The following is a 13458-nucleotide window of genomic DNA, read 5'->3' as shown; positions in this document are numbered from 1 at the left end:
AGAACCACGTTGACCTTCATCCGCAGGCACGCGTTCAAAATCGCCCTGTTCGCGCTTTGCGCACTGATGGGCGCCTATCTGCTCGTCACCTATCTGCAGGAGAACCGCAGCTCGGTCAGCTTCCCGATGGATACGCCGGCTCCCGCCTACACGCTGCAAAGCGAGCTTGAGGAAGGCAGGTCCTTCTCGTCGGCGGAATCGGACGGCAAGGTCCGCCTCGTCTATTTCTTCTGGGCGAGCTGCCCGGACGTCTGTCCCGCGACGACGTTCATCCTCTCCAAGGCGCAGGACCAGCTCAAGGAAAAGGGGCTGCTCGGCACGAAAGCCGAGCTGCAGTCGATCACGTTCGATCCCGAGCGCGACACGCCGGAGGCGATCCGCGCGTTCGCGGCCAAGTTCCACGCCGATCCGGCCGGCTGGCGGTTCCTCCGCCAAGAGGATGCGGCCGCCTCGGAGAAGCTCGCCAAGGACTTCGGCCTGATGGTCGTCAAGGACGAGGCAGGCAACTACTCCCACACCGACGCCATTTTCGTCGTGGACAAAAAAGGCAACATCCGCAAGTACATCATCGGCAGCAACGATCTCAAGAAAACGCCGGACGAAATCGCCGCCTCCCTCGTGGAAGCGGTCGAAGCGCTCGACTAGACAGGCTGGCCTCCGCGCCGCCGCGCCCCCTCCCGGCGGCGCTGGCGCAGGGCCGGCCTTTTGCTGTCTTCAAAGAAAGGAATGCGCTCTCATGGCTCTGCTCGGATCGATTCTGCTGCACAACATCATCCCGCTCTGCATCATGATTCTGATCGGCGTAGCGCTGCAGCGCATCTTCACGCTCGATATCCGCACGCTGTCCAAGCTCAACTTCTATCTGTTCTCGCCGGCCGTCATCTTCAAGCTGCTCTACTCGACGGACATCCCGATCGCGCTGATCGGCCAGGTGCTGCTGTTCTTCGCCGTCTTCATGGCGCTTCAGTACGCCCTCGTGGAGCTCGTCGTCCGCCTGCGCGGCTACCGGGGAGGGATGAAGGCGGCGATGCGCAACAGCGTGCTCTTCTACAACAGCGCCAACTACGGCATTCCGCTCAATCAGCTCGCCTTCGCGGCGAATCCCTTCACGCTGTCGATCCAGGTGCTCATCATGATGATGCAGTCGCTGCTGCCCAATACGTACGGCATCTACAGCGTCAACGCGCACAAGAGCAGCTGGGCCGGCATCCGCCGCCAGATCCTGTCGCAGCCGGTCATCTACGTCATTCCGCTCGCGTTTCTGCTTAACGGGACGGGCACGCCGATGCCGGTCTACCTGCAGACGCCGCTCGATTACGTCGCCGACGCGTTCATCGGCACCGCGCTGCTAACGCTCGGGGTGCAGCTCGGCAGCATGAGGCGGGGCGGGACGCCGAAGCCGGGCCGGGCGCTCGATCTCAGCCTGTCGCTCGGCCTGCGGCTTGCGGCGGGTCCGGTCCTCGCCGCGCTGACGGTGTGGATGCTCGGCATCGACGGCCTGGCGGCCAAGGCGCTGATCGTCAGCTCCGCCGTGCCGACCTCGCTCAGCAGCGTGCTGCTGGCGGTCGAGTTCGACAACGAGCCGGAATTCTCCTCGCAGGCGGTGCTGCTGTCGACGGTCGCGAGCATCGCCACGGTGACCGCTGTCATCGCGGTGCTGGATCTCTAATCCAGCCTCCCGCCGTTGCCGATATAGGGTAGAGTGAATCAACACGATTCGGCCTGCTCGCATGCGGGCCGAGCCCGGAGGAGGCCGCCGCGTGAGACAATCCATCCGCCGATACATGCCGAGCCGCCGCGAAAGGCTGACCCTGTGGGGACTGCTCGGCCTGCTGTTCATCCTGCTCTCCTCCATGGTGCTGTGGAGCACCGCGCTCTACCGGCAGCAGCTAACCGACGAGGCCTACCGCGATGCTTCGCGCCAGCTGTCGTTCAAGGCCAACGAGCTTCGGCTCGGCGTCGAGCGGCGGGTGCTGCTGACGGAGAGCCTGGTGGCCTTCGTCGAGACCGAGCTCCGCTACAACGGCTACGTCGACTACGGCAGGTTCAACCAGTTCTCCTCCCATTTCGTGCCGGCGCTGCCGGATGTCAAGAACCTGTCCCTCTATCCGAGCGGAGTCGCCTGGTACGTCTATCCGCAAAAAGGCAACGAGCTGCTGCTCGGCGTCAATCTGTTCCAGGATACCCGTCCGGCCATCCGGGAGAACGCGGAGAGGGCGAGAGGACTGAGGACGGTGACGCTGGTCGGCCCCCTTGAGCTGATCCAAGGCGGCAGCGGCCTCGTCACCCGCCAATCGGTCTATCACGACGACCAGTTCTGGGGCTTCGCCTCGGTCGTGCTGGACATGAAGGATCTGCTTGGCGGCATTTCGGACGATTTCCAGCACGAGCAGTTCGACATCGCGCTGCGGGTGAACGGCAACGTGCTGCTCGGCGAGTCGGCCTTGTTCGGCGGCAGCCGGCTGAGGGAGCTTGTGGACGTGCCGGACGGCACGTGGGAGCTGGCCGGGCAGCTCAAGGAGGAGGCCCTCCGCCAGATCGAGACGAAGCTGTGGCTCGCCCGCTTCGGCAGCGCAGCCGTCATGATGCTCGTCTTGTATTTGCTGTACGTGCAGCTCACGGGCCGCTACAAGCTGGAGGCCAAGGTCGATGAGCGGACGCGCGAGCTGCAGGAGGCGAACGAGGAGATCGAAGCTTCCAACGAGGAGCTGATCGCGATCGAAGAAGAGCTGCGCGAGCAGAACCGCATGCTGGCCAGCAAGGAGCGGGAGCTGCATTTCCTCGCCTATCGTGATCCGCTGACCGGCCTGTTCAACCGCTCCTGCTTCAACCTGCATCTGGAGCAGACGATCGCCAGAGCCGGGGAGCAGCCGGGGAAGGGCGTCGCGCTGCTCTATCTCGACCTGGACCAGTTCAAGCTGGTCAACGATACGTTCGGCCATCAGCTCGGCGACCACCTGCTTCGGGAGGCCTCGCTCCGGCTGACCGACCGGCAGGAACGGGGCCTCGAGCGGATGCCGGGAGACGGCCCGGCCTGCTTCCGGCTCGGAGGCGACGAGTTCACCGTCGTGCTTCCGGGCGTCAGCGGCATGCGCGAAGCGGAGGTTCTTGCCGACGCGATCATCGGCCGCTTCCGGATGCCGTTTCAACTGCGCGGAGCGGAGTATTTCTTGACGACAAGCATCGGCATCGCCCTCTATCCCGACCACGGCGCGGATGCGGAGGAGCTGACGAAGCACGCCGACCTGGCGATGTATCGGGCCAAGGAAGAAGGAAAGAACCACTACAAATGGTTCGACGGCACCGAGGAGGCCGGCGCCGCGGAGCTGATGGAGCTGCGCAACGGCCTCCGCCGCGCGCTGGAGCGGGGGGAGTTCGAGCTGCATTACCAGCCGCAGATCGAGGCCGCATCGGGCAGGCTCACCGGACTGGAAGCGCTGCTGCGCTGGAACCATCCCCGGTTCGGCCAAGTGTCGCCGCAGAAGTTCATCCCGCTTGCGGAGGAGACCGGCCTCATCGTCGAGATCGGCGCGTGGGCGCTGCGCGAGGCTTGCGCCCAGAACAAGGCATGGCAGGATGCCGGGGCCGCGGGACTGCGGATCGCGGTGAACCTGTCGGCGCGCCAGTTCGCGGCGCCGGATCTGGTCGGCACGGTGCGGCGCGTGCTCGAGGACACAGGGCTCGATCCGAGCTGCCTGGAGCTTGAGATCACCGAAAACATGGCGATGCGCAACGAGAACCTCGCCACGCTGGAGCAGCTGCGCGACATGGGCATCCTGCTGTCGATCGACGACTTCGGCACGCAGCATTCCTCGCTCAGCTATTTGAAGCGGCTGCCGGTCGGCCGGATCAAGATCGACCGCAGCTTCGTCAGCGGCATCGGCGTCGACGAGCGGGACGAGGCGATCATTCACGCGATGCTGCTCATCGCGCGCCGCCTCAAGCTGTCGGTCGTCGCCGAAGGGGTGGAGTCGGACCTGCAGCTGAGCTATCTGCTGGAGCATGACTGCGACGAGATCCAAGGCTACCTGTTCTTCCGTCCTCAGTCGGCGGAGCAGACCGGAGAGGTGCTGCGGCGCATCCGCCACCGTCCGTCCGCTCCGCGCAAGACAGGCTCCGAGCGGGCCTGAGCGCATCGCCGCCATCAAGCTGGAGGATGGAGAATGAAGCTCCCTCAATTGAAGACGGCCTGCGGCGCATCCATGCGCTACAGGCCGTCTTCCTTGCTCCAACGGGAACCCTCGGGCGGCTCCGGAAAGATCAGCTCTTCCTCGAAGCCGGCCTTCAGAAGCTGCTCCAGCAAGTATTCCGGGGGCGTCTTCTCCACGCCGGGATAGCCGCGCCGCGTGTAGATATGCTCGGCGTCGGGGAACTGGTCGCGCAGCATGCCCCGGATGCGCTTGCCGGATGCGTCGTTGTCGGTGAAGATGAACACCTGCGCGTCGCCGGCCTGCTTGCGCAGGAGCTCCAGCTGAGCCGTGCCCGGCGTGCCGTAGGTGCACAGGATGGCGACCTCGTCCCTCAGCACGCGCCGCAGCCGGCTGCGGTCGTTCTTGCCTTCCACGATGATGACGCTCGTCATTCGCCGCCCCGCTCCTTCCGCCCGGCGCGGGGACGGCTTGTCCGTCCCAGGCCGCTTTTAGCTAATACGATACCCTTCTTCCGCGTCCGCTACAAGGAAAAAGGAAGGCCCGCCGAGGCGGGCCTTCAAGGGGTTTATGAGAGCGGGGGCTCATGCTTAGTAGCAGAAGCTGCTGATGATGATTACGAGCAGAATGAACAGGACGAGGATCGCGCCCGTGGAGCCCCACGCGCCGCCGTATCCGCCAACAGGACCGCAAGCGCCTGCACCTGCAACACCTTCGACATAAGACATCTGATTTGTCACCCCTTCGCTGCTTGTTGGGGTCGTTCGGAGGGAAGCGCCGAGGTACTCGGCGGCAATCCGTTCCGGCAGACATGGTGCAGTATATGTGCCTCCCTGGCACGCGCCCTGTGCATTCACCCATATTCAGCGCAAATGGGCGGCTGGCGCGGCGGAGGGCCGCCGGAAGCCCCCATGGAACGGAAGGATGGCCGCTGCGGCCATCAGCACGAGGAACGAGATGAAATAAGGCGAGACGAGATGCCGGACTTGGCCGGCGATCATCGGTCCGAGGAAAGCTCCGACCGAGAACGAAATCGACAGCATGGAAAACGTGCGGCCGTACCGATTGCTCGGACTCAGCTCGATGAGCAGCGTGGACAGAGCGGGGAAGATGACGCCCTTCGCCATGCCGACGACGAACAGCAGGTATACCAAGGGGACCGGCGCCCCTGCGGCGATGCCGTAGTAGGCGGCCGCGAGCAGGAGAGCGCCGAGCAGCGTGCGCGAGAAGGCGGAGACGCGGTTCAGGAACAGCATGCTGAGCGTCACGAGCCCGCCGAGGCTGACGACGGAGAACAGGATGCCGGTGCGCATCATCCCTTCGGTGGTGGCGGACAGAAGCGGCAGCTCGAAGGAAAGGATGCCCTGCGAGCAGCTGACCGCGATCGGCAGCGAGTACAGCAGCCAGGGGATGCGTCCGCTGCCGCCCGCTTCACCCAAGGACGGATCGGCGGCGGGCTTCGCGGCGGCCGGGGCGGACTTCGGATCGCGCACGAACAGGATGGAGCAGACGGCCGTGGCGACGAGCACCCAGCCGAGCAGGTTGAAGGCGCTGGCGAAGCCGATGCGGGCGACGAGGAAGGCGCCGGCCGCCGGCGAGACGACGGAGGCGAGCGTGTGCACGAGGCCGCTGCCGGACATGAGCCGGCCCTGCTGCAGCGCCGACGTGGCCATGCGGGCGAGCAGCGCGCTGCAGGCCGGCGAGAGGAAGGCGAGCACGAAGCCGCTCACCGAGCGCAGGGCGAGCAGCTGCCATGGGTTGGTCACCTGCGCCTGCACCAGCAGGATGAGGCCCGCTCCGAGCAGGCTGAGCGAGATGAACAGGCGGCTGCCGAAGCGGTCGATGCCGTAGCCGGCGATCAGATTGCCCGGAAGATGCGTGAGCGAGTACAGGCCCATCATCAGGCCGATGAAGGACGGAGCCGCGCCGAGCGAGACGGCGAACGGCGTGAGGATCGGATACTGGGCGTGCAGGTCGAAAAACGCCACGAAAAGAAACAGATACAGCCAGACGGCTGTCTTCACGGCGAGCAGCCTCCTTTGCGGCTTTCTTTTGCCTCGGCGGGCCTTGCGGCCAGGCTCTACTACTTGTACGCCCCGCGCCGCCAGGATATGACCGCCTGGACCGGGGCCGCGTTTACGCTCCAAAGGGGGTCGGGTATAATGGGGACTGGGGAAAGAAGCGAGGCGCCGGCGGTTTTCAAGGCGTCTGCCACAGGGGGGCTTGAACGATGGATCTTTCCGGATTGGATCTGGATACGTGGAAAACGTTCTTCGAAGAGAATTGGCTCGTGCTGGCCGCCGGGCTCGTCGTGCTGCTGCTCGTCATCGGCATCGTCAAGACGGTCGCCAAATGGGCGCTCGCCGCGGTCATCGTGATCGGGCTCGTGCTGTACAGCGGCTACAACCTGCAGGATCTGCGCGACCTGGGAGACAAGGTGCGCGACCAGGCGGTGACGGCGATGGCCGGCGAGGCGGCAGAGGCCGTCTACAAGGACAACGGCGACGGCACCTATACGGTCACGACACGCAACCTGGAGCTGACCGGGGCCAAGGGCGAGGACAAGGTGGACGTTGCGTTCAAAGGCGCTCCGCTCGGCAGCTGGAGCATCGACGGCACGATCCGCGCCTTGATCGAGGGCGCGAAAAGAGGCGGCTAGCGAGAGCGCGCCGCCGGCGCGGCCGCGGCCGCAGAAAGGGAGGAGATGCGGATGGAGGAGCCGGGATGGCTGCGCTCGCTGCTTGGCCTGGAGCCGGTCGCCTTGGCCGTGCTGCTGCTGATCGCGGCCTCGCTGCTGCAAGGCTTCCGCCGAGGGGCGGGACGCTCCTCGCGGCGGCTGTTTTCGTTCGTATGGGACGGCATCCTGCTCGTCCTTTCTGTGCTTGGCGCGGCGCGCCTGGCGCAGCTACTGTCCGCCCCTGCGGCGGACTGGCTGAGGAGGCAGGTCGTCGTGCCGGAGCGCGGCCTCGGGTCGCTCGAGCAGGTCTGGTATACGTTCCTGACGAGCGTGCGCGACTTGCCGCTGCTGCGGATCGGCGTGCTGTTCCTGCTCGCATATGCGGCGCTGCGGCTGCTGCTGTCCGCCTTCACGCCGCTGGCATGGAGGGGCTACGAGTTGCTGACCCGTCCGTCCGGCCTAGAAGACGACGAGGACGAGGCGGAGCGGGAAGATGGGGAGGAGTGGAAGGAGCGGGAGGAACGGTACGCCGAGCATCGGCGTCGCGGCCGGGACGAGCTCTATGGGCATGACCGCTGGAGCGGTGAGGACGAGCCCTACGGACCGTATGGGCTTGATGCGGAGGAGGAAGGGCCGCGCCGCCGCGGTTCCCGCCGGAGCTCGCGGCCGCCCCGCCAGTCGGCGGGAGGAGGACTGGCCAGCCGCGCCGCCGGCGCGCTGCTCGGCGGGCTGCACGGCATCGGCCGCGCGCTGGTCCTGCTGGCGGGACTGTTCCTCTATGTCTCGCTGTTTCCGTCGGCTCCGCTGGCGGCCGGCATCGAGAGCTCGCCGGTGTACCGGCAGGCGGCGGACCGCCTCCTGCAGCCGCTTGCCGGCGATCTGCTGAAGGGCGGCGGCCCGGTCATCACCGAGGCGGTCGGCAGCGAGCTGCAGCAGGTCATGCAGCGCCGCTACGAGCTGGTCGACGCGGATATTCCGGACGATATCGCCGCCGCCGCGCTCCGGATCACGTCCGGCGCGGACGGCGACCGCGAGCGGGCACGGAGGCTGTACGACTGGCTCGGCAGCCGCATCGCCTACGACTGGGACAAGGCCGACGGCTACGTCGAGCGCGGCGTCTGGAAAGAGCAGACGCCGGAGGATACGTTCCGCACCCGCAAGGGCGTCTGCATCGATACGGCCAGGCTTTATGCCGTGATGGCGCGCGCGGTCGGCCTGGAGGTCAAGGTCGTAACGGGCATGGGCGCCGACGGCCGCGGCGGCTTCGGCTCCCATGCCTGGAACGAGGTTCGGCTTGCGGACGAGGACGGCGGCTGGATTCCGCTCGATGCGACATGGGCGCAGTCGGGGGACTGGTTCGACTCGGCGGATTTCGACAAGACCCATATCGCCAAGGCTTGATCCGCCTCTATGGCAGCGGATGCGGCCGGTCGGCTTTTCAGGCGCTCACCGCCCTGGCACCTCCCGATTTCGGGAGCGTGCCGGGGCGGTTTTTTGGCGTGCGCAAGGAGCGAAAATGTTAGTCCGACAAAAATATGTTGCACAAGAGAAACAATATTGTGTAGGATGAACATATAGTCGCACAGCCAACATAGGGGGCCGGAAGGAGAGGAACGAAAACATGAACATGCATCGAAGCGTGCAAAGGCTGCTCGGCGGCATGGCGCTGCTCGGCGCGATGCTGGCGTTTCAAGCCTGCGGACAGCAGAACGAAGGCCAGGGCGGCAGCGACCCGGCGCCGGGCACGTTGGCCGTCACGACGACGACCGGCATGATCGCGGATGCGGCCAAGGAAGTCGGAGGGGATCGGGTGAGCGTCACCGCGCTCATGGGACCGGGCGTCGATCCTCATCTGTACAAGGCTTCGCATGGCGACATGGTCAAGCTGGACGAAGCGGATGTCGTGCTCTACAGCGGGCTTCATCTGGAGGGCAAGATGACGGAAGTGCTGGAGAAGCTGGGCCGCTCCCGCCCCGTCGTCGCCGTAACGGACGGCGTACCCGAGGATCGCGTCCTCGAGAGCGAGCCGGGATCGGGCTCGCCCGACCCGCATGTCTGGTTCAACGCGAGCCTTTGGACATACGCCGTCGAGAAGGTCCGCGACACGCTGATCGCGGAGGATCCGGAGCATGAGGCGGGCTACCGCCAGCGGGCGGACGCCTACATCTCGGAGCTCGAGGAGCTCCACGCCTACGCGCTGGAGCGGATCGGGTCCATACCGGAGGAGCGGCGGGTGCTGGTCACCGCCCATGACGCCTTCGGCTACTTCGGCCGCGCCTATGGGTTGGAAGTGACCGGACTGCAGGGCATGAGCACCTCCTCGGAATACGGGTCCAAAGACGTCGCTTCCCTGCGTGATTTCCTCGTCGAGCGCGGTATCCCGGCAGTATTCGTCGAATCGAGCATCCCGCGCAAGTCGATCGAATCCGTCATCGAGGGGGCCGCGCGGATGGGGAGCACGGTCGTCATCGGCGGCGAGCTGTTTTCGGACGCGATGGGCGAGGCGGGCACGCCGGAGGGAACGTATGCCGGCATGTTCCGGCATAACGTCGATACGATCGCGGAAGCGTTGAAAGGAGAGAGCACACCATGAGTAAAAGCGAACAAGACGCACGGGCGGCCGAGGCTTCGCAGCCGGTGCTGGAGGTGAGCGGGCTGAGCTCCGCGTACCGCAGCCAGGCCGTGCTGCGGGAGGTGACCTTTCAGGCGCCGCAGGGAGAGCTGATCGCGATCGTCGGACCGAACGGAGCCGGCAAGTCGACGCTCATCAAGACGATTCTCGGCCTCACGCCTTCGCTCGGCGGCAGCGTGCGGGCGTTCGGCCGGCCGGTCGCCGAGGTGCGGGGACGCATCGGATACGTGCCGCAGCGGGAGTCGGTCGACTGGGACTTCCCGACGCATGCGCTCGATGTCGTCATGATGGGCCGCTACGGCCGCCTCGGCTGGTTCCGCCGCCCGGGGCGCAAGGAAAAGGCGATCGCCATGGACTGCCTGAAAGGAGTCGGCATGGAGGCGTTCGCCGACCGGCAGATCAGCCAATTGTCGGGCGGCCAGCAGCAGCGGGTGTTCCTCGCCCGGGCGCTGGCCCAGGACGCGGACCTGTATTTTATGGATGAGCCGTTCGCCGGCGTCGACGCCGCTACCGAAAAGGCGATCGTCGACCTGCTGCGGCGTCTCCGCTCGGAAGGCAAGACGGTCATCGTCGTGCATCACGACCTGGCGACCGTGCCGGAATACTTCGACAGCGTGCTGCTGCTCAACGTGTCGCTGCAGGCGTTCGGTCCGACGGCCGAGACGTTCACGGAGGCGAACCTGCAGCGGACGTATGGCGGCCGGATGGCGTTCGCCGCCGCAGCGGCATCGCCATCCCGCGCCACGGCTGAATCTGCGGTCGCCACTGCGCCGGCGGTCTCGGCCGAAGCGGCAGGGACCGCAGCCGCAGCCTCGAAGGGGGCGGAGGCATGAACAGCCTCTGGGATTCCATCTCCGCCCTCGCGAGCGATCCGAATCTGCGCTGGATCGCGCTCGGCTGCATGCTGCTCGGCCTGAGCAGCGGCATGATCGGCTGCTTCGCCTACCTGCGCCGCCAGAGCCTCATGGGCGATACGATCGCGCATACCGCGCTGCCCGGCATTTGCGTCGCCTTCCTGCTCAGCGGGACCAAGTCGCTGCCGCTGTTCATGCTCGGCGCCGTCGCCGCCGGCATCGTCGGCACGCTCGCGATCCGGGTCGTCACGGCCCGCTCGCGAATCAAGCCGGACGCGGCGATGGGCATCGTGCTGTCCTCGTTTTTCGGCTTCGGCATCGTGCTACTCACGATGATCCAGCATAGCGGCGACGGCAGCCAAAGCGGCCTCGACAAGTTCCTGTTCGGGCAGGCGGCTTCGATGATCGGCTCGGACGTGCAGCTCATGGCCGGCGTCAGCCTCTTGCTGGCCGCGGCGTGCACGCTGCTGTTCAAGGAGTTCAAGCTGCTGTCGTTCGATCCGGCCTTCGCCAAGGGAGCGGGCTTCCCAGTGTCCGTGCTCGACTTCATCCTGCAGGCGCTGTTCGTCACGGCGGTGGTGGCGGGCATCCAGGCGGTCGGCGTCGTGCTGGTCGCCGCGCTGCTCATCACGCCGGCGGTCTCGGCCCGGTTCTGGACGGAGCGTCTGGGCCGCATGCTCGCGCTCTCCGGCCTGTTCGGCATGGTGAGCGGACTGCTCGGCGCGTGGATCAGCTCCCAGGTGAGCCAGCTGCCTACAGGACCGGTGAGCGTGCTGGCCGCTGCCGCGCTGTTCCTCTTCTCGGTCGTGTTCGGCACGAAGCGCGGGCTGTTGACGGCCCGCCTCACGCGCCGCCGCGCACGCCTCGAGCTGCAGCTGCCGCGAGCGGCAACCGCGTCTGGAGCTTCAACCTCATCGGCAAAGGAGGCCGGCTGACATGAGCATGGACTTCTGGATTCTGCTGACCGGCTCGCTCGCCGCCGTCAGCTGCGCCATCCTCGGCTGCTTCCTCATCCTGCGCCGGATGGCCTTGATCGGCGATGCCATCAGCCACTCGGTGCTGCCCGGCATCGTCATCGCCTATATGGTCAGCGGCTCGCGCGGCTCGATCCTGATGCTCGTCGCGGCGGCGATCATGGGCCTGCTGTGCGTGTTCCTGATCCAATGGTTCAACCAGCGCGGCATTCAGAGCGACGCTTCCATCGGCGTCGTGTTCACGGCGCTGTTCGCGATCGGCGTCGTGCTCGTCAGCCTCAACGCCCGCCAGGTCGACCTTGACCTCGATTGCGTGCTGTACGGCGAGATCGCTTATTCCGCCTGGAACACGCTGCAGATCGGCGGGGTGGATCTCGGCCCGCGCTCGGTGTGGCTGCTTGGAGGGACGCTGCTGCTCGTGCTGGCTGTCATCGGCCTGTTCTACAAGCAGTTCAAGCTGTGCGCCTTCGACCCGATGCTGGCGGCGGCGATCGGTATTCCGGCGGCGCTGTTCCATTACGTGCTGATGGGCCTCGTCTCCGTCGCCACGGTCAGCTCGTTCGAAAGCGTCGGCGCGATCCTCGTCGTCGGCCTGCTCGTCATCCCGCCTTCGGCGGCCTACCTGCTGACCGACCGGCTCGGCGTCATGATCGGCCTGAGCGCGCTGATCGGCATCGCCTCCACGGTGCTCGGCTATGCGCTCGCGGTGCGTCTTGATGCCTCCATCGCCGGCTGCATCATCGTCGCAGCGGGCGCGCTGTTCGCCGCGTCGTTCCTGCTGTCGCCGAAGCACGGCCTGCTGTCCGCCAAGCTGCGGCGCTCGCGGCTGAGCCGCGCGGCCTGACGGTTTCCTGCCACTAGGGTTCCCGCCCTTTCACCGAACGCCAAGCTCCTCCTTGCGAGAGCTTGGCGTTCGGTTTTCTTTTGCCGCCAAAAGAAGGAAACCTGCTTAAAACCGCGAAATTCTCTCCAAAAAATGAAGGATAGGGGAGAGCCCATGCCGCCTACCGTCAGCATCGTCATGCCCGCCTACAACCGCGCCCATGTCATTTCCCGGGCAATCGAGTCGATTCGAGAGCAGAGCTTCCAGGACTGGGAGCTGATCGTCGCGGACGACCGCAGCACAGACCGTACCCGGGAAGTCGTCGAGGCGATGTCCAGCCTGGACCGCCGCATCCGGTACATCCGAAGCGAGCGGAGCAAGGGACCGGGCGGCGCGCGCAACGCCGGCATGCTGGAGGCGCGGGGGAGCTTTCTCGCCTTCCTCGATTCCGACGACCGCTGGCTGCCCCGGCATCTGGAAGCAAGCCTGGCTGCGATCCGGCGGACAGGAGCGGACGTCTCGTTCGCCCTCTGGATCGAGCGGCACGGCGTCGTCGAGACGAACCCGTTCGAGGGCGAGGTCGAGCGCCGGCTGCTGCGGGAGATGGGAGAGAAGTTCGGCCGGGACGGAGAGACGATCGTATTCGAAAAAGGGCTGTTCGAGCAGTTCCTGACGATGCCGCGCAATTTCTTCCAGCTGAATACGATGGTGCTGCGCCGAGAGCTGCTGGACCAGGTCGGCCTGATCGGGGAGGAGCATCATCTGGGCGAGGATACGACCTTCCTCATGCGCTTCTTCGACCGCTGCCGCATCGCGCTTCAGCCCGAGCCGCACTCCGTCTATTACGAGTCGGAAGACAGCCTGTATTTCTTCTGCGACCGCCGCGGCCTGGATCCCGATCAGATCGGAGCCGACGAGAAGCTGCAGCGCCGCTTCGAGGAGCTCGGCGAGCGCTCGGTCGCCGTCCGCCGGCAAGTGCGCCGCCAGGTCGAGCAGTCGGATGCCGTCACGGAGCGGACGCGCCGACGGCTGCTGGCGGGCATCGACTACGGCATCGCGGGCAAGTACTACACGCTCGCCTATCTGGCCCGCCGCGACCGGAGAAGGTCGCTCGGCTATTGCCGGCGCTCGCTGGCGGCCAAGCCGCATCTGCTCACGCTGCTGCTGGCCGCTCGACTGCTGGCCGGAAGAAGCGGCGGCAGCCCGATGCTTCGCCGCGCGCTGGATCTATGGTAGCGCTCGGAGCAGGCGGCCAGGGGGAAAGGCCAAAATCGAACGAGGATTCGCCAAGATCGGATGGAGATTGAGCGGGCCTTACGCCCTATAATGAAAGAGCCGGCATGTTCAAAC

The 13458-nt window shown here is 66.1% G+C and carries 13 protein-coding genes; 10 read left to right on the top strand and 3 right to left on the bottom strand.

Going from position 1 to position 13458, the window contains the following annotated elements; all coding sequences use genetic code 11:
• The first annotated feature begins 9 nt into the window (after positions 1 to 9).
• The 3 genes from HGI30_RS18190 to HGI30_RS18180 all read left to right on the top strand — a co-directional run bounded on the left by HGI30_RS18190 (position 10) and on the right by HGI30_RS18180 (position 4130).
• Positions 10 to 645 carry an SCO family protein gene (locus tag HGI30_RS18190; protein ID WP_168908857.1) on the top strand — a complete coding sequence of 212 codons (636 nt, stop codon included), beginning with the start codon at positions 10 to 12 and terminating at the stop codon, positions 643 to 645.
• 91 nt (positions 646 to 736) lie between these two features.
• Positions 737 to 1669 (top strand): AEC family transporter, encoded by a 933-nt coding sequence (locus HGI30_RS18185; protein WP_168908856.1) that lies wholly within the window; start codon positions 737 to 739, stop codon positions 1667 to 1669.
• 91 nt (positions 1670 to 1760) lie between these two features.
• On the top strand, positions 1761 to 4130 hold the full coding sequence (locus tag HGI30_RS18180) for a putative bifunctional diguanylate cyclase/phosphodiesterase (RefSeq protein WP_168908855.1): 2370 nt from the start codon (positions 1761 to 1763) through the stop codon (positions 4128 to 4130).
• Between the two features lie 77 nt (positions 4131 to 4207).
• On the opposite strand, the gene HGI30_RS18175 is transcribed toward HGI30_RS18180, so the two are convergent.
• From HGI30_RS18175 to HGI30_RS18165, 3 genes are all read right to left on the bottom strand, one after another.
• The gene (locus HGI30_RS18175; RefSeq protein ID WP_168908854.1) at positions 4208 to 4582 is read right to left on the bottom strand and encodes a toprim domain-containing protein; all 375 of its coding nucleotides are present in this window, start codon (positions 4580 to 4582) and stop codon (positions 4208 to 4210) included.
• A 156-nt stretch (positions 4583 to 4738) separates the two neighbouring features.
• A complete protein-coding gene (locus tag HGI30_RS18170) occupies positions 4739 to 4876 on the bottom strand; it encodes a hypothetical protein (protein WP_168908853.1) in 138 nt (45 codons plus the stop codon).
• 135 nt (positions 4877 to 5011) lie between these two features.
• The gene (locus HGI30_RS18165) at positions 5012 to 6172 is read right to left on the bottom strand and encodes an MFS transporter (protein WP_168908852.1); all 1161 of its coding nucleotides are present in this window, start codon (positions 6170 to 6172) and stop codon (positions 5012 to 5014) included.
• Between the two features lie 206 nt (positions 6173 to 6378).
• Between HGI30_RS18165 and HGI30_RS18160 the strand changes: the two genes are divergently transcribed.
• The 7 genes from HGI30_RS18160 to HGI30_RS18130 all read left to right on the top strand — a co-directional run bounded on the left by HGI30_RS18160 (position 6379) and on the right by HGI30_RS18130 (position 13344).
• Positions 6379 to 6807: a hypothetical protein gene (locus tag HGI30_RS18160; RefSeq protein WP_168908851.1), complete on the top strand. Its 429-nt coding sequence runs from the start codon at positions 6379 to 6381 to the stop codon at positions 6805 to 6807.
• 51 nt (positions 6808 to 6858) lie between these two features.
• Positions 6859 to 8226 (top strand): transglutaminase domain-containing protein, encoded by a 1368-nt coding sequence (locus HGI30_RS18155; protein ID WP_168908850.1) that lies wholly within the window; start codon positions 6859 to 6861, stop codon positions 8224 to 8226.
• Between the two features lie 220 nt (positions 8227 to 8446).
• Positions 8447 to 9418 (top strand): metal ABC transporter solute-binding protein, Zn/Mn family, encoded by a 972-nt coding sequence (locus HGI30_RS18150; RefSeq protein ID WP_168908849.1) that lies wholly within the window; start codon positions 8447 to 8449, stop codon positions 9416 to 9418.
• Positions 9415 to 10290, top strand: coding sequence for a metal ABC transporter ATP-binding protein (locus HGI30_RS18145; protein ID WP_168908848.1), 876 nt, complete (start codon positions 9415 to 9417; stop codon positions 10288 to 10290). The genes HGI30_RS18150 and HGI30_RS18145 overlap by 4 nt, the downstream gene beginning before the upstream one ends.
• Complete coding sequence (locus HGI30_RS18140) at positions 10287 to 11246, top strand: metal ABC transporter permease (protein ID WP_168908847.1); 960 nt, start codon at positions 10287 to 10289, stop codon at positions 11244 to 11246. The genes HGI30_RS18145 and HGI30_RS18140 overlap by 4 nt, the downstream gene beginning before the upstream one ends.
• Position 11247: 1 nt before the next feature.
• On the top strand, positions 11248 to 12129 hold the full coding sequence (locus tag HGI30_RS18135; protein WP_168908846.1) for a metal ABC transporter permease: 882 nt from the start codon (positions 11248 to 11250) through the stop codon (positions 12127 to 12129).
• A gap of 153 nt (positions 12130 to 12282) precedes the next feature.
• Positions 12283 to 13344, top strand: coding sequence for a glycosyltransferase family 2 protein (locus tag HGI30_RS18130; RefSeq protein ID WP_168908845.1), 1062 nt, complete (start codon positions 12283 to 12285; stop codon positions 13342 to 13344).
• The last annotated feature ends 114 nt before the right edge of the window (positions 13345 to 13458 follow it).

Source organism: Paenibacillus albicereus (assembly GCF_012676905.1).
GTDB lineage: Bacteria > Bacillota > Bacilli > Paenibacillales > Paenibacillaceae > Paenibacillus_O > Paenibacillus_O albicereus.
This window is presented reverse-complemented; position numbering and strand designations above follow the sequence as displayed.

Excerpts from the sequence above, each read along its gene's own strand:
- HGI30_RS18185 (WP_168908856.1), top strand. The coding sequence starts at position 737 with ATGGCTCTGCTCGGATCGATTCTGCTGCACAACATCATCCCGCTCTGC.
- HGI30_RS18175 (WP_168908854.1), bottom strand. The coding sequence starts at position 4,582 with ATGACGAGCGTCATCATCGTGGAAGGCAAGAACGACCGCAGCCGGCTG.
- HGI30_RS18170 (WP_168908853.1), bottom strand. The coding sequence starts at position 4,876 with ATGTCTTATGTCGAAGGTGTTGCAGGTGCAGGCGCTTGCGGTCCTGTT.
- HGI30_RS18160 (WP_168908851.1), top strand. The coding sequence starts at position 6,379 with ATGGATCTTTCCGGATTGGATCTGGATACGTGGAAAACGTTCTTCGAA.
- HGI30_RS18155 (WP_168908850.1), top strand. The coding sequence starts at position 6,859 with ATGGAGGAGCCGGGATGGCTGCGCTCGCTGCTTGGCCTGGAGCCGGTC.
- HGI30_RS18150 (WP_168908849.1), top strand. The coding sequence starts at position 8,447 with ATGAACATGCATCGAAGCGTGCAAAGGCTGCTCGGCGGCATGGCGCTG.
- HGI30_RS18145 (WP_168908848.1), top strand. The coding sequence starts at position 9,415 with ATGAGTAAAAGCGAACAAGACGCACGGGCGGCCGAGGCTTCGCAGCCG.
- HGI30_RS18140 (WP_168908847.1), top strand. The coding sequence starts at position 10,287 with ATGAACAGCCTCTGGGATTCCATCTCCGCCCTCGCGAGCGATCCGAAT.
- HGI30_RS18135 (WP_168908846.1), top strand. The coding sequence starts at position 11,248 with ATGAGCATGGACTTCTGGATTCTGCTGACCGGCTCGCTCGCCGCCGTC.
- HGI30_RS18130 (WP_168908845.1), top strand. The coding sequence starts at position 12,283 with ATGCCGCCTACCGTCAGCATCGTCATGCCCGCCTACAACCGCGCCCAT.